This window comes from Paraburkholderia podalyriae, from assembly GCF_014397785.1.
In the GTDB taxonomy this organism is placed as follows: Bacteria; Pseudomonadota; Gammaproteobacteria; order Burkholderiales; family Burkholderiaceae; genus Paraburkholderia; species Paraburkholderia podalyriae.
This window is the reverse complement of record NZ_VZQQ01000008.1, coordinates 191,411-211,473: the sequence shown is the minus strand read 5'-3', so window position 1 is coordinate 211,473 and position 20,063 is coordinate 191,411. Positions and strand designations below refer to the sequence as shown.

Genomic DNA, 20,063 nt, shown 5'->3' with positions numbered 1-20,063 from the left:
TTCGAGTCTCCCCGCGCTGCCCCTTCCGTTATCATCTCGCAAGGATGCGCGGCATTTGCCGTTACCTGGTGTTGTGTCTTCAACCTTTTCCCCGTTGTGAAGGGGCCGCTCCGAAGTCAGCGATGAAAGTCGATCTAGCCACCCTTTACCTTCTTGTGATCGGAACTCTATTGGCCAGTTCCGCCATGATGTATTGGGAACACCTGTCCCATCCCAAGCGCGGCAAGGAATTGCGAATGCTGGCGGCTGGATATGCGACCCTTGGAATCGGTTGCGCGGCGGCTGCGTTTCGGGTTCAACTGCTCGGTGCCGCTGGACCCGCCGTCAGTAATCTCGTGATTCTCGGCGGCTACCTGCTGGTGCTGGACGGTATCGCGATGTTTAACGGCCGGCGGTATCTCGCAAGCTCGGTCGGCTTGCTCGTGCTGATGGGGCTCACGTGGGCGCTCGCGGGCGTGCGTTGGCAGGCTGCGGTCTGGATCTATGTGAGCGCCATCCCGATCGCACTGGCTTCCGCCATGACATCGCTCGAACTGATGCGAGGCGATGGAATGCCGGCGGTCCAATCCCGACGCGTCGCCGTGGCGGTGACGGGCATCCACGCGCTGTTTTACGCCGCCAGAGCTTTCGTGCTGCCATGGCTGGTCCCGATCTTCGGGCCGCACATTCTGGCTGTTTCGAGCGAAATCACGATGTACGAAGGGGTGCTGTACTCAGTCGTTTTGCCGATGACCCTGCTCCGCCTAACCAGGGAAGAGATTCATGGTGAGCTTTTGCAGGAGTCGCGCACGGATTACCTGACTCGCCTCGGTAATCGAAAGTTGTTTTTTGAAGAGGGGGAGTGGGTCATCAGCGAGCACGGCACACACCGGCGACCTGTCACGCTCCTTGCCTTCGACCTCGATCACTTCAAGAGAATCAACGATCGCCATGGGCACAAGACTGGCGACGAGGTTTTGAGGTCATTCGCGCAAACCGTTCGAGCCGTGACGGATGCGGACGCGATCGTTGCGCGCATCGGCGGTGAAGAATTCGCCGCGCTGCTGCCGGGCTACGACAGCCAACGCGCAAAAGAGCTAGGCGAGACCATTGCCAACCGGTTTGCCGCGATGTCGCATGGTGCCGACGGCGACCGAATTCGCGCCACCGTCAGCATTGGGCTCGCCGAGTCAGGTCGCGAAACGGCTAGCGTCACCGACCTGCTCTCAGCCGCCGATCAGGCGTTATATCGAGCCAAGTCGCTAGGCGGTAATCGGCTTGAACAGACGCCAACGGCTGCGCCTCCCTTCGCCACTTGCGCCTCGAGTGGAAATCCGAATTAAGCTCCTTGCAGATAGAGCGTGGGTCGAAGGAACCACGCCAATTTCGCCCCAGCCGATCGCGCACGTAGGCACGACACATGGATGCTCCCGAACCCGTCACGCGGCCCACCCAGCCCATCACCCGCCCGGTGCTGGTCTGGGACGCGCCGGTGCGGCTGTTTCACTGGCTGGTGGTGGTGCTGGTCACGGCCGCTTATATCACCCTGAAGCTGAACTGGATCGACTGGCACGTGCGGGTCGGCGAGACGCTGCTTGCACTGGTGATTGCCCGGCTGCTGTGGGGCTGCTTTGGCAGTGAGACCGCGCGCTTTCGCAGTTTCGTCGCATCGCCCGCGGCCGCGCTTCGTCATTTGCGCCGCCTGTTTCGTCGCGAGCCGGACGTGCAGGTCGGCCACAATGCGGCCGGCGGCTGGATGGTTCTGTTGCTGCTCGCCTTGCTGCTGACCGAGACGCTGAGCGGGCTGTACGTCAACAACGACATCGCCGACGAAGGGCCGTTGAGCGAACTAACGCCCGTGTGGCTTGCCAACGCAATCTCGGCACTGCACGGGCTTGTCTGGTACGTGCTGCTCGCGGCGGTGGCGCTGCACGTGCTCGTGATTGCCCTCTATGCAGTAGCGAAGGGACACAACCTGCTGCGTCCGATGCTAACCGGCCACAAACCGCTGCCCGCGTCCGTCGACGCGCCTCGGCAGGCGCCAGCGCTGCTGGCGCTGCTTCCACTCTGCGTCGGGGCTGCCGTGGTGGTGCTGCTGGCGGCTTATCTGTGAGCTTGCCGCAAACCTGAGTTCGGGGCGCCGCTATGGGACCTGCTTCAGTCGCCCTTCGGCGGCATCACCTGGCCGCGAATCTCGCCGTTCGGATTGTTCTTGGTGTGAACGTTGATGTACATGTCACCGGCTTCGAACATCTTGGCGTCGTCCGGAGATAGCGTGGCCTGACCGGTGATCGGGCTGGTCGCCTCCATCTTGCCCTTCTGCGACAGCCAGACCTTTACGTCCGCGTTTTTACCGGCCGGAGCGGGTCCGTGGAAATGCGCCATCGTGGTCGGACTCGTCAATCCGCTGAACGTGATGTTCCAGGTGACGACCCGCGTGCTGGCGTCGTACGTGAGCTTGGCGCTGCCGCTGCCGGGAGTCTGCACCGGCGGAACCTGTTGGGCGCCCGTCAAAGGTACGTTGAATGAGACCGGCGCCGCTTGCGCCAAGGTCAGCGTACCCGCTAAGGCCAAACCACCGAACACCATGAATGCGCGCTGCGAGATCGATCGTGACATCTGGTTTTCTCCTGTTGGTTTTGCCCTTGGTGGGCAGGCGATTATTGAACACTGCGGAAGACCTCGTCGGCGCTGTTGGCAGCCGAAGACGTGAGACAAGGATAGACGCAAGCCGCCCGTAAAGCGAAGTTTGCGTAAGGTCGAACTCGTGCCTATGCATGGGGACGCCTCGTGACGTCGACGCAAGATCTGTTGGACAGCGATTCGAAAGGAAACGGTTGCGCGAAGGGGGTTGACAATTTGACCTTCGGATTGCACTAGCGCGGAAAATTCTTCCGGTACGTCACGGCGACACGAGACGGCTGATCGACCGTCCATTCGCCGCTGCCGCCGCAAAAAAAACCGGCATGCAGTTGCCCGCATACCGGTCTCTATTGGGTCGCACACGCGGGCCCCACACGCGTCACCGCGAATAGGACCGCCACGCTGATCCGCGCTTTACTTGCGCTTCAATTGCGAAATGTCGCGTACCGCGCCGCGATCGGCCGAGGTCGCGAGCGCCGCATACGCCTGCAATGCCTGCGACACCACACGCTCGCGATTCGTCGGCTGCCATGCGTTGTCGCCGCGCGCTTCCATCGCCGCGCGACGGCGTGCGAGCTCTTCGTTTGACACCGCGAGATGCATCTTGCGCTGCGGGATGTCGATCTCGATCACGTCGCCGTCTTCGACCAGCCCGATCGTGCCGCCTTCCGCCGCTTCCGGCGACGCATGGCCGATCACGAGGCCCGACGAGCCGCCCGAGAAACGGCCATCGGTAAACAATGCACAGCTTTTGCCGAGGCCCTTCGACTTCAGATACGAAGTCGGGTACAGCATTTCCTGCATGCCCGGACCGCCCTTCGGACCTTCGTAGCGGATCACCACGACGTCGCCCGGCACGACCTTGTCACCGAGAATTGCGTCGACCGCGTCGTCCTGGCTTTCGAACACGCGCGCGCGGCCCGAAAACAACCACTGCGATTCGTCGACGCCCGCGGTCTTCACGATGCAGCCCTTCTCCGCGAGGTTGCCGTACAGCACCGCGAGGCCGCCGTCCTTCGAATACGCGTTCTCCTTGCTGCGGATACAGCCGCTCTTGCGGTCCGTGTCGAGCGTCGCGAAGGTCGCCTCCTGGCTGAACGCGACCGTGGTCGGGATGCCGCCCGGCGCCGCGCGGAACAACTTCTGCGCTTCGTCACCCGCGTCGCCAGCGATGTCCCACTTCGCGATCGCGTTGCCGAGCGTGCCGCTATGCACGTTGCCGCACGACAGGTCGAGCAGCTCAGCGCGCGCGAGCTCGCCGAGAATACCGATGATGCCGCCCGCGCGGTGCACGTCCTCGATGTGGTACTTGTCGGTCATGGGCGCGGCCTTGCACAGGCACGGCACGTTGCGCGAGATGCGGTCGATGTCCGACATCGTGAAATCGACGCCCGCTTCCTGCGCGGCGGCCAACAGGTGCAGCACGGTGTTGGTCGAGCCGCCCATCGCGACGTCGAGCGCCATCGCGTTCTCGAACGCCTGCTTGGTGGCGATGTTGCGCGGCAGGACCGAGGTGTCCTCTTCCTGATAGTAGCGGCGGCACAGATCGACGACCAGGCGGCCAGCCTGCTCGAACAGGCCCTTGCGCCATGCGTGCGTCGCGACGATCGTGCCGTTGCCCGGCAGTGCGAGGCCGATCGCTTCGGTCAGGCAGTTCATCGAGTTCGCGGTGAACATGCCCGAGCACGAACCGCAAGTCGGGCACGCGCTGCGTTCGACTTCGGCCACTTCGGCGTCGCTGGTCTTCGGATCGGCGGCCTTGATCATCGCGTCGATCAGGTCGATCTTCGCGATCACCTGGCCATCGCTCGGCGACTTGACCTTGCCCGCTTCCATCGGACCGCCCGACACGAACACGACCGGAATGTTCAGGCGCATCGCGGCCATCAACATGCCGGGGGTGATCTTGTCGCAGTTCGAGATGCAGACCATCGCGTCCGCGCAGTGCGCGTTGACCATGTACTCGACCGAGTCCGCGATCAGTTCGCGCGACGGCAGCGAATACAGCATGCCGCCGTGGCCCATCGCGATGCCGTCGTCGACGGCGATCGTGTTGAATTCCTTCGCCACGCCGCCGGCCGCTTCGATCTGCTTCGCGACCAGCGCGCCGAGGTCGCGCAGATGCACATGGCCCGGCACGAACTGCGTGAACGAGTTCACGACCGCGATGATCGGCTTGCCGAAGTCGTCGTCCGTCATGCCGGTCGCGCGCCACAGCGCGCGGGCGCCGGCCATGTTGCGGCCGTGAGTCGAAGTGCGTGAGCGATAGTTGGGCATCTGTATCCTCAGGTATTGCTGTTTTCGGTTTTGATGAGCGCCCGCGCGGGCGTGGGGATCGCAGCGCGGATTCTGCGCTGGGGACGAATAGTGCAAGAACGCCACTAAGACGTCCAATATATTTTTTCGGCGCGATTAGGTCGGGAAAAGTATTAAACGCTGCCGCGACCGCTCAGCCGATCTCACGTTTTCTTGACACCGCCCGCGCCCACGCCGAATAATGTAGCGTTCGTTTAACGAAACCATGTTCACACTAAGAACATGCGCCGGCGCGCCGAACCCGCCCTTCCGCGCCCAGCACATGGCCGGGCACTACACAGAGTCACACACATGAAGCGAGACACTCCCCCTCACGCCGCCGGCCGACCGGCCACTTCGCGCGGCATCGTCGAAGGGCTGGTTTATGTTTTCGAGCAGGTCATGCCTGACCCGTTCGTACTGTCGATCTGCCTGACGTTCTTCGTCGCCGTGCTGGCGATGCTGATCGCCCCGACCGGCACACTGCCGACGCTGCTCGATTCCTGGTACACCGGCACGTTCGGCATTCTGGGCTTTGCGCTGCAGATGATCCTGATCCTCGCGACCGGCTACGCGATCGCGGAAGCGCCGATCGTGCAACGCGGTTTGCGCGCGCTCGCGTCGCATGCGAACTCGCCGACGCGTGCCGCGCTGCTCGTATTTCCGGTCGTCGCGGTTGCCGCGTGGCTCAATTGGGGGCTCGGGCTCATCGTCGGCGCGTTGCTGTCGCGGGAAATCGCGCGACGCGTCGACGTCGATTTCGCATGGCTCGTCGCGGGCAGCTATTCGGCCTGGTCGATCTGCAACAGCGGGCTGTCGAGTTCAATCGCGCTATCACAGGCATCGCACGGCAATGCGCTGAATCTCGTCGAGAAAGCGACCGGCCACGTGGTGCCGCTCAGCGAAACCATCTTCGCGCCGTTCGTGTTCATTCCGACCGTGCTGGTCGTCGTCGTGATGACCGCGATCTTCATCAAGATGCATCCGAAGGCGGAGAACGTCGTCGCGTTTCGTCAGAGCGGCGAAGCAGCCGCCGACGCGCCGAGCGACGACCCGCATGCCCGCGCGAGCAGCGAGGCATCGCTCGCGGCGCGCCTCGAACAGTCGATGCTCGGCACACTGCTGATGCTCGCGCTCGGCATCGGCTATCTGGCGATGACGTGGCACAAGGAAGGATTCGATCTCGACATCAACAACACGATCCTGATCTTCCTGATGATCGGTCTCGCGCTGCAACGCACGCCGATCGCGTACGCGAATTCGATTCGCCGCGCCGCGCGTCAGACCGGCTCGATGCTGCTGCAATATCCGATGTACGGCGGGATCATGGGCATCATGAAGGGCACGGGTCTCGCATCGATGATCGCGAAGGCGTTCGTGACGATCGCGTCGCCAGTCACGCTGCCGCTGTGGAGCTATCTGAGCTCGCTGATCATCACGCTGCTGGTGCCGAGCGCCGGTGGCCACTGGGCGGTACAGGGTCCGTTCGTGCTGCCCGCGGCGCTCAGCCTGCATGCGTCGGTGCCGCGCACCGCAATGGGCGTCGCAATGGCCGAGAACGTTTCGAACATGCTGCAGCCGTTCTGGGCCGTGCCGATCGTCGCGATCGCGGGTATCCGGATTCAGCGCGTGATGGGCTATACGGCGGTGACGTTCGCGGTGTCGCTGGTGATTTACGCGGCGGCGTTGTGGCTCGTGCCGTAACTGCGATGACCTGAGTCGAACGATTTCGCTACCATCAAAACAAAGGGCCGATAGCGCGCGCGCCGCCTCAACGTTTCGTGGCCGTCACCAGTTGCAACGGCGTCTCGATCACCGTCGACAGCTCGCGCTGCTTGCGCTGCTCGGTGACCGCCTTCAACGCGAAGTCGATGCCGAACACGGTCTGGCGGCCGGCGAACTGGTTCATCGTCGCGAGCACGCGGCCGTCGGCGAGTAGCGGCTTGATCGCATCGATCGCGTCGTAGCCGGTGACATAGACGCCGCCGCCGCGACCCGCGTCGCGAATCGCGTCGACCGCGCCCATCGCCATGTTGTCGTTGCCGCATAACAGCGCGCGAAGCTGCGGATGCTCGGCCAGCATTTTCGCGGCCACGTCGCGGGCCTTGCCGTACTCCCAGTTACCCGACTCGACCGCGACGACCTGCACGCTCGCGGCATCCATCGCATCGCGGCTGCCGGCCGTGCGCTGCTGCGCATTGCTGCTCGTCGGGACGCCTTCGATGATGCCGACCTGATCGCCGGGCTTCAGCCACCTCGCCAGATAATCGCCGACCTGCTTCGCGCCCTTGCGATTGTCCGGCCCGACGAACGGCACCGAGATGCCAGCGGCGGCTTGCGCGGCGTCGTCGAGCGGGTTGTCGATCGCGATCGTGATGATGCCGGCCTTGATCGCTCGGGCGACCGCCGGGGTCAGCGCGCTCGAGTCGGTCGGCGCGATCACGATCGCGTTCATCCTGGCCCTGATCATCTCGTCGACCATGCGGATCTGCGCGGCGGTGTCGGTCTGTTTGGCCGTGCCGCGAATCGTCAGGCTGAATTGCGTCGAGAAGTGGTCTTGGTAATTGCGCGCGGCGTCGACCATCGCGACCGTGAACGGGTCCGTCATCGATTTGAGCACGAGCGCGATCTTCGGCTTCGTGCCGGGCAGCAGTTCGGCGCGGGCGTCGTCCCCGAACAGCGCGACGCCGGTAAGACCGGTCGCGGCCAGCGCGCCCGCGAGCAGCATGCGGCGGCGCATGTTCTGCGTCATGGCTTGACTCCTTCGCGGAGGTGCCGGTTGCGGACGTGCCGGTTGCGGACGTGCCGATCGAACGACGCGACGCTGGCGGCGATTTCGTCGAAGAGCGGCCGGCTGTCGATGTCTTCGCTCAGACAACGCGTCTTCAATGCGGCGAGTGGCGCGGCGATGTCCGGTTGTCCGTGGAGCCCACCGGGCGCAGCGCAACGCTCGAGCAGTTCTTCGAGCAGACAGCCATACGCTCTCACTTCGAGCCGCTGCAACGCGATACCGAGCTCGCGATCGCCGGCGTCAAAAAACGACGCCGCGCCGAAGTCGCCGAGCAGCGCGCGCCCCGCGCCGCCGTGCAGGATATTGTGCGCGTATAGATCGCCATGCATCACGCCACGCCGATGCAGATGACTCGCGACGTTCGCGATGCCGCTCGCGATGCCGAGCACCGTCGCAAGGTCGAAGCGCGCGTCGTCGCGATAGACGTCGCGCGTGCACGATGCGAGGCTCGGCGGACCAGCGAGGTTGGAGAAGCGCGGATCGATCAATCCCATCACGAGGCCATGCGAGTCCGACGGATGCGCGATCACCTTGCCGAGTACCGGGATCAGGTTCGCATGTTCGCCGCCGCGAATGCAAGCAGCCATTTCGCAGTCGGGCAAACCGTCGCTCGTCACCGCGCCCTTGAACAGCTTGACGGCGACCGCACGCGGCGCAGGCTCGCTTTGAGCGTGCAGCGTCGCGCGATGGATCACGCCCGATGCGCCCTCGCCCAACGGCTGTTCGAGCCGCAATGCATCCCAGCGAATGCCGCTGATCGGCGCGTCGACGAGTGCCGCCTGTTCGAGCGCCGCGTTGAACGGATTGCCCGCATACGCGAGCCACGAAAGCCGCGGCAGACGCAGCAGGCAACGCGGCAATGCGTCGAAACGATTCGCCGCGAGCCGCAGCAGTTCGAGCCGCGTGCAGGCGGCCAGCTCCTCGGGCAGCGCGCGCAGCCGGTTGCCGGCGAGCATCAGCTTCTGCAGTTGCGTGCAGCGGCCGAGCTCCGCGGGCAAGCGTTCGATGTCGTTGTCGGTCAGTATCAGCCAACGCAGCAGCGGCGGCAGCGCACGCGCCGGCACCGCGCGGATGCGATTCGACTTGAAGCCGATCATGCTCAGTTGCACGCATTCGCCGAGCACGCCGGGCAGCTCGGTGAACGGGTTGTTGGATGCGAACAGGATGCGCAGTTTGCGCAGACGCGGCAGATCGTCGGGCAGCGTCGTCAGTGCGTTGTTCGACAGGTCGAGCACTTCGAGCGTATCGGCGAGATCGAAAATCTCGCGCGGAAATTCGCTCAGGCCGCACGCGAGTTTGAGTTCGCGCGCACCCGCCAGTTGCCCGGCCCGCAGTTGTTCTAAAGTCGTCGTCACAGTCGTGGGAAAGAAGATCAGGTAGCGCCCGCAATGCGTCGTACCGAAGCTGTCGATTTTACTGAGTCGAAGGTCATCTGGGGGTTCTCTGCGGTACAGTGATGCGAGCGTTGCGGGGGTCACGGCCGTCGCGGCCATGTCGAATGCGAATGAGACAGCAATATCTGGAGCGCGTTCAGGCCACGCAAGCGACACACTATCGGATAACGGCGCAGCCTTCATGCAGTTTTGCGCGTCCGGTCGTCGAAACGCCGCGGCCTCGCAAGTCCTTGCGCCTCCATCCTGTCAGGAGCCTGAGAAAGTGACGTATGCATACAAGTTGATCGATTCGCCGGTCGGTCAATTGAAGCTGGTGGCGAAAGGCGAATGCCTCGCCGCGATTCTGTGGGAGCACGACAAGCCTGAGCGCGTGCGACTCGGCGAGATGAGCGAAGCGAACGAGCTAGCGGTGCTCGTCGAGACCGCGCGGCAATTGCACGAGTACTTCGCGGGCACGCGCGAGGCCTTCGATCTGCCGCTCGACTTTCAGGGCACCGAGTTCCAGAAGCAGGTCTGGCGCGCGCTGCTGACCATTCCGTTCGGCCAGACGCGCAGCTACTCGGAGATCGCGCAGCAGATCGGCAACGTCAATGCGGTGCGCGCGGTGGGCGCGGCAAACGGCCGGAATCCGATCTCGATCGTCGCGCCGTGTCATCGCGTGATCGGCGCGTCGGGCGATCTGACTGGATTTGCCGGCGGCCTCGCTAACAAGATGCTGCTGCTTTCGCTGGAGGCGGGGCAGACATCGCTCGAAGCAGCGGCGGACCACGCGCAAAGGCAGGCGTCTGAGCGGGGAGCGGCGCAAGCGGTCAAGCACGATGCGCCCGCGAAACCGGCGCATCGTCAGCCGAGCCGGGGAACGCAGGGTTCGCTGTTCGGTAGCTAAAGCAGCGCACACCCGGCACGGCGCGCCACCCATCGGCCGTAATCGCCGATGCTTCGTCCGCGATCAGCACCATCGGCCGCGCATGCAACACCTATCCTTAAGATGCTCTTTGGAGTATCGAACAGGAGAATGACATGCGCATGCTTCTCAACATACAAATACCGAACGAACCGTTCAGCACACTCGTGCGCGAAGGCCGAATCGGCGACCTGATGAGAAAGATCCTCGATGACATGAAACCAGAAGCCATCTACTTCACCGAGCAGCAGGGCAAACGCGGCGCGGTGGCGGTCGTCGAGGTCGCCGATGCATCGGCGATCCCCGCGCTTGCCGAACCGTGGTTCCTGACGCTCGACGCCGACTGCGAGCTGCGCATCGCGATGCTGCCCGAGGATCTGATGAAAGCCGGGCTCGACGCGCTCGGCGACAAGTGGAAGTAGCGCGGCCCTCAGGAATGCCCAGCCGATAGCTCCAGCAGCATCGAAGCCGCGGCCATCGCCGCGATCTGGCAGCCGAGCACGATATGCTCGTCGGCCGTGTCCTCGATAAAGTCGTGACTCACGCCGCCGATGCTCGGCACGAACATCATGCAGGCCGGCATGCAACGCGCGATCACCTGCGCGTCGTGCGCGGCGCCGCTCGGCATGCGCAGCCACTGGCCCGGCGCGAGTGCTTCGGCGGCTCGCGCGATGTGCTCCGCGAGCGTGGCGTCCATGCTGACGGGTTCGATCGGCTCGTCGAGCGTCTGCAATTCGACGCTCACCGCGTCGTGCGCGTTGAAGTCGCGCACCAGTTCCGCGAGCGCGCGTTCCATGGCCTGAAGCCGTGCCGGGTTCGCATCGCGGAATTGCAGGTACATGTCGGCCGCGCCGGGCACGACGCTCATCGAGCCCGGATCGAGATCGATGCGGCCCACGGTCCAGACGGTATACGCGTCCGCCAGCTGCCCGAACGCGTCGTTCATCCGCGCGATGAACGCGACCAGCGCCGCGCCGGCGTCGCGGCGGATCGACATTGGCGTCGTGCCCGCGTGGTTGCGCTGACCCGTGAAGCGCAGCCGCGATTCGCGCAGCCCGACGATCGTCGTGACGACGCCGATCGCTTTGCCGATCGCTTCCAGTCGTCCGCCCTGCTCGATATGCGGCTCCAGATACGCGACCTGGCGCCCGGCCTCGAAACGGGCACGCGGCCGGCCCGCCAGTCCAGCGGCCTCGAGTACGTCGGCCAAGCGTTCGCCCTGCCGATTCGTCGCGCCGCGAATCGATTCGTCGACCGCCTCGCCGACGAAGCTGCGACTGCCGAGCAGGCCCGAGAACGTGCCCTCCTCGTCGATCCACGACGCGACGTCGACGGCGAGGTGCCGCGTCGCGTCGTGCTCCGCTAGCGCGCGGGCGATTTCGAGCCCGTACATCACACCCAGTGCGCCATCGAGCCAGCCGCCGGTCGGCTGCGTGTCGGTATGCGAGCCGATCACGAGCGCGGGACCGCTATTGCGCGAGCGTCCGAACACGGTGCCCACGCCGTCGATGCGCGCGTCGAGTCCCGCCTCCGTCATCCGGCCGGCCAGCCATTCGCGCGCCGCCAGATCGACCGGCGACAGCGCGAGCCGGACCACGCCGGGACCGGTCGCGCCAAAACCGCGCAGCCTTTTGAGGTCGGCCATCAGCCGGTCCGGATCGATCTTCACCACGTTGTCATCTCCATGAATTGATTGCCGATGCCGCCGCGCGAAAATCGCCCGGCGTCATATCGTGCGCACGTCTGAACGCCCGATTGAAATCCGACGCGCCATTGAAGCCCCAGCCGTACGCGATGTTCCGCGACAGTTGCGACACCGCCAGCACGCTGTCGACCGTCAGAGCGGACGAGCCGTCCGCTTGCGTCATTCACCAGCTCATTTCCACAGCGTGCGGCCAAAGAATGTCAGCGTCCGATCCCACGCCTGTTGCGCCCAGACCGGATCGTATTGCGTCTTCGCGATGCGCCCCGGCCCGACCGCCGCTTCGTTCGCGAACGCATGACGCGCCAGATACCGATGAAACTCGGTGTCGACCTTCGCGTCGGTGAGTTTCTTTTCGAGCGCGTCGACCGTCTCGGCGGCGAAGAACTCGTCCTGCAGAGCCCAATGGCCCATCACCGGCATCCTGATCTTCGATGCGTCGATATAGTCGAGCGGAGGAAAGCCATACCAGACGACGCCGGCCGCCAGTTCGGGCACGTTGCACAGCGCAAGTAACGTCAGCGCGCCGCCCATGCAATAGCCGGTCACGCCGACCTTCGCCGCGTGCTGCTGCAGATACTGGACCGCGCCGCGCACGTCCTGCGTCGCGGCGTCGCCGAAATCGAGGCCGCTCATCAGATGGTGCGCCTCGTCCTCTTCGACCGTCGACCTGCCGCGATACAGATCGGGCACGAGCGCGAAGTAGCCGGCTTTCGCGAGGCGGTCGGCGACGCCGCGAATCTGGTCGTTCAAGCCCCACCATTCCTGGATCACGACGACCGCGGGCGCGCCTGCGGTTTTTTCAGGCTTCGCGAGATAGCCTTGTAGCTGCTTGCCGTCGGGACGGTTGAACGTGATCATCGAACCTGCGGGTTGGGTCATCGGTCGCTCCTCGAGTGAACAAAACCGCTAGCATAGCGCCCCTACCCCGTCTTCTGTTCTATCGGAATCGTGTCAGCGCGAGCGCGCTCTCGCTGAATCTGCGCGTTATGTGAATCCGACAATATGGAGACAAACATTAACGAAAAATTCATTAATTAATTCGCCGACGCTCGGTTCCACAAGTCGATTGACGACGTTATACTCGCCGCCATGCTTTCTGGATCAACATCCGATCGATCAACGATCGGCGAAACACGTCCCCAGTCGTTTGCTGTTGGAAGCTGCTGTCAAGCAGCAACTCGGCTTTGCGGCTTCATGTCTCTCAGGTTCTGGCAATCATCCTCGGACGCCAGAATCTTTAAGCCGACACATTGTGTCGGCTTCTTTTTTATACGTGACGCTTTTGCAATTTCGATTCACGCAATAGCTTGTCAATTCGCGGCCGCATCAAAATTGCGTATGCCGATTAATCATGCCCGCGCGACGCGTAATTTCACGCATACATTTAAGCGCTCTTTATCCAATTAGTGGGTTGGGTGGACTGAAACTTGACGTATTGCGACGCGTTGTTTTTCGGGCGACCCATAGTTTTGACCAGGGAAAACCCCGTATAATCCATAAGAAGTCAGACAACTTGCCTAGAATCGCGGTGGTCCTGACCGCGATCCGCCGTGCAGCGCCCACCCCCGAACCGCTTTCTGCCCGATCCGTGAATTCCACCGCCTCCGCCAGTTCCGCCGCCCCCGCCCTGCCGTTTCGCCACGCGCTTTACGCGATGCTCGGCATCGGGCTCGTCAACATGCTGGTCGCGCTCGACCAGACCGTCGTCAGCACCGCGCTGCCGTCGATCGTCGCCGAGCTCCACGGCTTCGAATATTTCGCGTGGATCGCGAGCGCGTACCTGCTCGCCTCGGTCGTCACCGTGCCGGTGTTCGGGCGGCTCGGCGACTACTTCGGCCGCAAGCGCTTCGTGATCGCCGCGGTGATCACGTTCACGGTCGCGTCGGTGTTGTGCGGCCTCGCCAACAGCATGCTGTTTCTCGCGATGGCGCGCGGGCTGCAAGGCGTCGGCGGCGGCATGATGGTGGGCACCGCGTTCGCGTCGATTCCCGATCTGTTCCCCGACGCGCGCACCCGCGTGCGCTGGCAGGTGGTGCTGGCCGCGGCCTACGGCATCGGTACCGCGGCCGGCCCCTCGCTCGGCGGCTGGATGAGCGAACACCTCGGCTGGCGCTCGACGTTTCTCGTCAACCTGCCGGTCGGCGCGGCGGCACTCTATTTCATCTGGATGCATCTGCCGAATTTCCGGCGGCCGCATGTTGGCGAGGTGAAGATCGACTGGCTCGGCGCGGGGCTCGTCGCGGGCGTGCTCGGCGGCTTGCAGGCGTTTATCGAAGCGGTGCCGAAAAATGGCCTCACGGTGGGCAACCTCGTGTTGGGCGCATGCGTAATCGCCGGCACGGTCGCGCTGTTCAGGTGCGAAAAGCGCGCCACGCATCCGATCATTCCGCTCGATCTGTTCAAGGACGCGCAACTCGTCACGCTATTCACGCTCGGCATGCTGTCCGGCTTCGTGATGTTCTCGCTGATCTTCTTTGCGCCTTTGCTGCTGCAAGGCGGCTTCGGTCTATCACCGCAGCAGGCCGGCCTGCTCGCGACGCCGATCGCCGCGTGCATCGCGCTCGGCAGTCTGCTGAACACCCGCATCGTGATTCACATGAAGAAGCCGACACGCATCCTGACGATCGGCTTCGGGCTGCTGATGTTCGCGTCGATCGCGCTGGCGTTCGCGAATCCGGATACGCCGCACGTGCGCATCGTGCTGCCGATGGGCGCGGTCGGCATCGGCCTCGGCTTCATCCTGAACAACCTGAACGTGTTCGGCCAGGAGATCGCCGGACGCGAACGTTTCGGCATCACGACCGCGCTCCTGCAATCGACGCGCATGGTCGGCGGCATGCTCGGCACCAGCATCGTCGCGACCGTCGTGCAGCATCACTATCGCAACGTCGTCACGCGCACGATGAGCGTTCTCGGCGAACCGGCCGCATCGCAATGGCGGCCGCGTATCGTCGATCTGCGCATCCTGATCGACGACGCGTCGCGCACGCAATTGATCACGGATATGAAGACATCGGGGCTCGATACGCTCGCGCTGATCGATAGCGCACGCGATGCGCTGGTGCAGTCGATTCACATCGGTGTGTGGCTGACCGCGGTGGCATCGCTGGCGGCCGCGCTTCTCGTGCAGCGGATCTCGCACGTGGTGTTTCGTAAGAGCTGAGCACCCGGATCAATCGAGCGAATAAAAAACTCGAACGTGATTCGGCCGCTTACTGAATGGTGGCTTTCGCTCTAAGATTCTTCACCATTGTGTCGACGCGTTCCGCCTGTGCCTGCTGGTACAGCATCGGCTTCATGTCTGCGAACGACGGAACCTGCAAAGGGCGAGTGTCATCGACTTCGATAACATGAAAGCCGTATCCGGTCTTGACCGGGGTCTGCGTGTATTCGCCCTTCTGCAAATGCGAAACCGCGTCGGCGAACGGCTTGACCACTTTGCTGGAAGTTATCCAGCCCAGATCTCCGCCGTTGTATCTGGTGTCGGAATCGATCGATTCCTTTGCGAGTTCGCCAAACGACGCGCCCTTGTTGAGCTTCGCAATGAGGTCTTTTGCCTCGCCTTCATCCTTGACGAGGATATGGCGGACTTTATATTCGGTGCTGCCGCCTTTCGCTTTCATGTCGTCGTACATCGCCTTCAGTTGAGCGTCACTGACAGGGTTCTTTTTTAGAAAGTCCTGCATGTACGCTCTGACGATTTCGATCTCCCACGTCGCCTGCGCCTGCACGAGAATCTTTTGCCGGGCGGCCTCGGCACGTGCCGCGACTTCCGGGTTCCGGTCGAAGCCGACCTTGTGCGCTTGCTGGAAGAGAACTTCGCGGCGAATCAGTTCATCCCGGACATGGTCCGTCAATTGAGGCGAATCGGAAAAGCCTTGGGCGTGCGCCTGTCCGATATACAAATCGGCGTCTGCCTGAGAGACCGGTTTGCCGTTTACCGTGACAAAAGGCTTCTCTGCTGCGCTCGTAACCAGGCAGAGCGTTGCACCGAGCACGAGTGCCAACATTCGTCGTGATAGTACTTTCATTAAGCGGACCGATTACGTTGGTTCGAGCATTTAGCGAACGATCGCCAAAGGTCTGTGTGTAGCGCCAGGTCTGATCAGGAATCGGACCTGATCAGACGCTGGTGCCCTACGCGCCTCTATCGGGTGATGGTTCCCGCAAGAGTCAGGCTGCGTGACGAGTTCCCGATATACACAGAGTAGGAACCGGTCGGGATCGTCCACTGCTGCGAATCTTTATTCCATGTGCTGAGCGGATGATTCGGCGCGGCTGGATCGATCGAGATCGACACCGTCTGCGTCCCGCCAGCGTTCAGGCTCACCTTCTGGAACCCCACCAGACGCCTGGGCGGCTCTGCCGCAGAGGACGGCAGCGCGATATACACCTGTGGAACTTCGGCGCCCGCCACGGAACCCGTGTTCTTCACGACTGCGGTAACCGTGTATGTGCCGTTCGCTCCGGTACTAACGGTCGGGTTGCTAATCGTGAAGGTCGTGTAAGAAAGACCAAAGCCGAACGGGAATGCCGGGCTCTTACCCATCGCGTCATACCAGCGATAACCGACATTCAGCCCTTCCGAATACGTCACCGTCGGGCTTCCGTTGATCGACACGCCAGGGTATTGGAAAGGCGTGATCGAATCCATAAAACCCTGGCCGATCTGTGGGAACGTCACCGGCAGTTTGCCGGACGGATTCGCCACGCCCCACAGCAGATCCGCGACGATGTGCCCATCTTCCTCGCCAGGGAACCAGGTCTCGAGAATCGCGCTCGCCGCGGATGTCCCTCCGCTGAGGATCGAAGGATCGAGCGCTTCGGCGGCACTGTCCTTCAGAACGAGCACGGTGTTGCTGTTTGCCGCGACGATGGTCTGGAGCAACGCGAGCGTGTTGCTGTTTTTGGCGGAACTCGAGGTCGTAATCGAACTCGGCTTGGGCGCATACCAGTCGAGCGTATTGAGGTATTTGCCGGTGTCGAGCGTCAGGCCCGTCGAGTCCGTGAAGCTCGCCTGGTCGGCCCCTTCCTCCGACATGGAGCCAGCCATGAAGATGACGGCGTCGGCACCGGTGGCTGCCGTCTTGACGTCGGCGATGGTTGCGGCCGCGCCGTCAATCGTGCCGGTCGAATTGTTGTCGTCGACGAGCGCCAGATAAACCTGAACGCCGGTATTGCCGAGATTGGCAAGCGTGTCCTTGATGCCCTGCACCGGTGTAACGGTGTACAAGGCGACGACGTCGGAGCTGCCGCCTCCCGAACCCATCGGATGACCGACAGAGCTGCCTCCAGCAACAGCTTGCTGAGCATAGACCTGCGTCGTTTTGCCGACCACGAGTACGTTTCGAACCGTCTTGTTCAGCGGCAAGGTCCCGTTGTTCTGCAGCAGTACTGCCGACTGCTCGCCGATCTGCTTCGCGACCGTACCGTCAGCCGTTGCGTTGATAGCGCTCTGCGCAATGGGCCGATCGAAGATACCCGCGCGGAACATCTGCGTATATCGGCGCAGCAGCGCATTGTCGATATCGGAGGTCTGGATCTGCCCCGAGGCCAAGGCCGCATTCAGGTTCGCCAGCGACCAGTTCTGCGGAAGCGGCATCTCGTTGTCCATGCCCGCCAGCATGGTCGGCGCGGTGCTATGCGCCGCAAAGAAGTCCGACTGCACGTAGCCTTTGAAGCCCCATTGTCCGCGCAGGACATCGGACAGGATGTGCTTTTGCTCGCACATCGAAAAGCCGTTCACCGAGTTGTACGAACACATGACGGCGCCGACGTTTCCTGCTTTCACCGCCATCTCGAACGGCAGCAGATAGAGTTCGTGCAACGTTTGATCGTCCACGCTCTCCTGAATCGTCATGCGGTTCGTTTCCTGCTCATTCGCCACCAGGTGCTTCGCCATTGCGATCATGCCGTGCGCTTGCACAGCCTGGATTTCGGCGACCCCCATCGTCCCGGTGAGATAGGGGTCCTCGCCCATGTATTCGAAGTTGCGTCCCCCCACGGGCAATCTTGCCAGGTTCATACCCGGCGCTTCGAATACGTGCAGAGCCAGATTTCCTCCCTCTACGCCAACCACGTTGCCAAACTGGGTCGCTACGGAAGGATCGAACGAAGCAGCCATGGCGATGGCTGACGGAAGGGCGGTCGCCTTGGCGGAACTGGAATCCGTATAAGCGGCGAAGCCCGATACGGAAGGAGAAACGCAGTCATTCTGGCCGATACCGACAGGCCCATTCGTAATCCGCAGCGTCGGAATCGCGTATTTCGCGAGCCCAAGAATGTGCCGGGCACCGTAGCACTGCGGCAACTCAGGCAGGATGCCTGGATTCGAACCGGTCAATTGCTCTTCCTTGTCGGCAAGCGCCATTGCAGGAACGAGCAGTGCAGCGCGTGCTTCGGGAGAAAGTGACGTATTCATCCAGGGCATCGCGGATGTCGGCGTCGAGGTCGGGCTTGAGGCTGGGTTAGAAGCCGCTGTCGTTGGGTTGGGACTATTACTTCCTCCGCACGCCGCCAGAATGAACACGAAACTTGCGGCGGCGGCCGTTCTCCTCTGCATGAATCTCACAGACATTGTCTTTCCTCGATTTGTTATACGCACCAATGCGCGATGGGCATCGGTCGTTCTGATGTGAAGGACTGTTATCTCGTTAATTGCCAGCGTTCCGTCCGCTGTTTCTGCCGCCCTGCTCTGCTCTGCTTTCCAGTGAAGACATCGTAATGTTTAATTGGTCATCAGACAACTAGGGTTTACGTCGAATCAATAAAAACAGTGACTTATGGCAATGCACGGACGTCTGATGAGCTTACAGAATTCACAATTCGCGTATTCGAGCCAAGTCGTGGCGGTTCTGAAACCAAACAAAAAAAGCCTGACGGACCGCACTGTTCGTGCAGCCCGCCAGGCTCTGCATGCAGGTTGAAGCGTCTTTAACGCACGAGGCACGGACGCTTGTTATCGAACTTCCAGTTCGGAATCAGATATTGCATCGCCACGCCGTCATCGCGCGCGCCAAGGCCGTGCTGCTGATACAGCGCGTGCGCCTTCTCGAGCGCGTCCATATCGAGTTCGACGCCGAGGCCCGGCTTCTGCGGCACCTTGACCTTGCCGCCGACGATCTGCAGCGGATCTTGCGTCAGGAATTGACCGTCCTGCCAGATCCAGTGCGTGTCGATCGCGGTGATCTTGCCTGGCGCTGCAGCCGCGACGTGCGTGAACATCGCGAGCGAAATGTCGAAGTGGTTGTTCGAATGCGAACCCCACGTGAGGCCCCAGTCGTTGCACATCTGCGCGACCCGCACGGAGCCCTGCATGGTCCAGAAATGCGGATCGGCGAGCGGAATGTCGACCGATTGCAGCTGGATGGCGTGACCCATCTGGCGCCAGTCGGTCGCGATCATGTTGGTCGCCGTCGGCAGGCCGGTCGCGCGACGGAACTCGGCCATCACTTCGCGGCCCGAGTAGCCGTTCTCCGCGCCGCACGGATCTTCCGCGTAAGCGAGCACGTCGTGCTGGTCACGGCACAGGCGTACCGCTTCCGCGAGCGACCACGCGCCATTGGGGTCGAGCGTCACGCGCGCTTCGGGGAAGCGCTCGGCGAGTGCCGTCACGGCCTCGATTTCCGCGTCGCCGGCGAGCACACCGCCTTTCAGCTTGAAGTCGTTGAAGCCGTAGCGCACCTGCGCCGCCTCCGCGAGCCGCACGACCGCTTCCGGCGTCAACGCGACTTCGGTGCGCACGCGCTCCCAGTCGTCACACGCGCCGGCGTTGTTCGCGTACGGCAGATCGGTCTTGTTGCGATCGCCGATATAGAACAGGTAGCCGAGCATTTCCACTTCGTCGCGCTGCTGACCTTCGCCGAGCAGTGCCGCGACCGGCACGCCGAGATGCTGTCCGAGCAGGTCGAGCAGCGCCGCTTCGAGCGCGGTCACCGCGTGAATCGTCGTGCGCAGATCGAAGGTCTGCAGGCCACGCCCCCCAGCGTCGCGATCGGCGAACTGCGTGCGCACCTTGTTCAGGATCGCCTGCAGATTGCCGATCGACTGACCGACCACGAACGGCCGCGCGTCATCGATCGTCTTGCGGATGTTCTCGCCGCCCGGCACTTCGCCGACGCCGGTATGGCCCGCGCTGTCGCGCAGAATCACGATGTTGCGCGTGAAGAACGGACCATGCGCGCCGCTCAGATTCATCAGCATGCTGTCGCGGCCGGCGACGGGCACGACGCGCAGTTCGGTGACGACCGGCGTGGCGATCGATTCGGTAGGTTTCGTGGACATGGGAAAAGCACCTGTGTGATGAAGTAAGCCGGCCGGCGGAAGCCGCCGCGCGCCGCGTGCGCGTTCGAG

The 20,063-nt window shown here is 62.9% G+C and carries 16 protein-coding genes; 6 read left to right on the top strand and 10 right to left on the bottom strand.

All coding sequences use genetic code 11. From position 1 onward, the window contains the following. Positions 1-122 precede the first annotated feature (122 nt). Both F6X42_RS12145 and F6X42_RS12140 read left to right on the top strand, forming a co-directional pair. Entirely contained in the window at positions 123-1,322 is a 1,200-nt protein-coding gene (locus F6X42_RS12145) for a GGDEF domain-containing protein (protein WP_187634446.1), read from the top strand. A 77-nt stretch (positions 1,323-1,399) separates the two neighbouring features. Continuing rightward, on the top strand, positions 1,400-2,092 hold the full coding sequence (locus F6X42_RS12140; RefSeq protein WP_187634445.1) for a cytochrome b/b6 domain-containing protein: 693 nt from the start codon (positions 1,400-1,402) through the stop codon (positions 2,090-2,092). 44 nt (positions 2,093-2,136) lie between these two features. On the opposite strand, the gene F6X42_RS12135 is transcribed toward F6X42_RS12140, so the two are convergent. Next, positions 2,137-2,598, bottom strand: coding sequence for a CHRD domain-containing protein (locus tag F6X42_RS12135; protein WP_187634444.1), 462 nt, complete (start codon positions 2,596-2,598; stop codon positions 2,137-2,139). A gap of 438 nt (positions 2,599-3,036) precedes the next feature. After that, on the bottom strand, positions 3,037-4,899 hold the full coding sequence (gene ilvD, locus F6X42_RS12130) for a dihydroxy-acid dehydratase (RefSeq protein WP_187634443.1): 1,863 nt from the start codon (positions 4,897-4,899) through the stop codon (positions 3,037-3,039). Positions 4,900-5,229: 330 nt separating this feature from the next. Between ilvD and F6X42_RS12125 the strand changes: the two genes are divergently transcribed. Further along, the gene (locus F6X42_RS12125; protein ID WP_187634442.1) at positions 5,230-6,621 is read left to right on the top strand and encodes a short-chain fatty acid transporter; all 1,392 of its coding nucleotides are present in this window, start codon (positions 5,230-5,232) and stop codon (positions 6,619-6,621) included. A 67-nt stretch (positions 6,622-6,688) separates the two neighbouring features. Here F6X42_RS12125 and F6X42_RS12120 read toward each other — a convergent pair whose 3' ends face one another. Continuing rightward, positions 6,689-7,669: a substrate-binding domain-containing protein gene (locus F6X42_RS12120; RefSeq protein ID WP_187634441.1), complete on the bottom strand. Its 981-nt coding sequence runs from the start codon at positions 7,667-7,669 to the stop codon at positions 6,689-6,691. Further along, complete coding sequence (locus F6X42_RS12115) at positions 7,666-9,063, bottom strand: leucine-rich repeat-containing protein kinase family protein (protein ID WP_187634440.1); 1,398 nt, start codon at positions 9,061-9,063, stop codon at positions 7,666-7,668. Before F6X42_RS12115 ends, F6X42_RS12120 begins: the two co-directional genes overlap by 4 nt. A gap of 301 nt (positions 9,064-9,364) precedes the next feature. Between F6X42_RS12115 and F6X42_RS12110 the strand changes: the two genes are divergently transcribed. Together F6X42_RS12110 and F6X42_RS12105 are read left to right on the top strand one after the other, a co-directional pair. Continuing rightward, positions 9,365-9,988: a methylated-DNA--[protein]-cysteine S-methyltransferase gene (locus F6X42_RS12110; protein WP_187634439.1), complete on the top strand. Its 624-nt coding sequence runs from the start codon at positions 9,365-9,367 to the stop codon at positions 9,986-9,988. Positions 9,989-10,122: 134 nt separating this feature from the next. Beyond that, on the top strand, positions 10,123-10,428 hold the full coding sequence (locus tag F6X42_RS12105; protein ID WP_187614207.1) for a panthothenate synthetase: 306 nt from the start codon (positions 10,123-10,125) through the stop codon (positions 10,426-10,428). 8 nt (positions 10,429-10,436) lie between these two features. On the opposite strand, the gene F6X42_RS12100 is transcribed toward F6X42_RS12105, so the two are convergent. From F6X42_RS12100 to F6X42_RS12090, 3 genes are read right to left on the bottom strand one after another with little or no spacing between them, the layout of a single operon-like run. After that, a complete protein-coding gene (locus F6X42_RS12100) occupies positions 10,437-11,678 on the bottom strand; it encodes a Zn-dependent hydrolase (RefSeq protein WP_187634438.1) in 1,242 nt (413 codons plus the stop codon). Positions 11,679-11,682: 4 nt separating this feature from the next. After that, entirely contained in the window at positions 11,683-11,874 is a 192-nt protein-coding gene (locus F6X42_RS45870; protein ID WP_376776363.1) for a hypothetical protein, read from the bottom strand. Between the two features lie 8 nt (positions 11,875-11,882). Beyond that, positions 11,883-12,590 carry a dienelactone hydrolase family protein gene (locus tag F6X42_RS12090; protein WP_187634437.1) on the bottom strand — a complete coding sequence of 236 codons (708 nt, stop codon included), beginning with the start codon at positions 12,588-12,590 and terminating at the stop codon, positions 11,883-11,885. A gap of 775 nt (positions 12,591-13,365) precedes the next feature. Between F6X42_RS12090 and F6X42_RS12085 the strand changes: the two genes are divergently transcribed. Then, a complete protein-coding gene (locus tag F6X42_RS12085; RefSeq protein WP_187634513.1) occupies positions 13,366-14,874 on the top strand; it encodes an MFS transporter in 1,509 nt (502 codons plus the stop codon). 49 nt (positions 14,875-14,923) lie between these two features. Here the strand turns inward: F6X42_RS12085 and F6X42_RS12080 are convergent, their stop codons facing one another. From F6X42_RS12080 to gudD, 3 genes are all read right to left on the bottom strand, one after another. Beyond that, positions 14,924-15,721, bottom strand: coding sequence for a peptidylprolyl isomerase (locus F6X42_RS12080; RefSeq protein WP_187634436.1), 798 nt, complete (start codon positions 15,719-15,721; stop codon positions 14,924-14,926). Positions 15,722-15,858: 137 nt separating this feature from the next. Next, positions 15,859-18,132, bottom strand: coding sequence for a beta-glucosidase family protein (locus tag F6X42_RS12075; protein ID WP_246530062.1), 2,274 nt, complete (start codon positions 18,130-18,132; stop codon positions 15,859-15,861). A gap of 512 nt (positions 18,133-18,644) precedes the next feature. Next, on the bottom strand, positions 18,645-19,994 hold the full coding sequence (gene gudD, locus F6X42_RS12070) for a glucarate dehydratase (protein ID WP_187634434.1): 1,350 nt from the start codon (positions 19,992-19,994) through the stop codon (positions 18,645-18,647). Between the last annotated feature and the right edge of the window lie 69 nt (positions 19,995-20,063).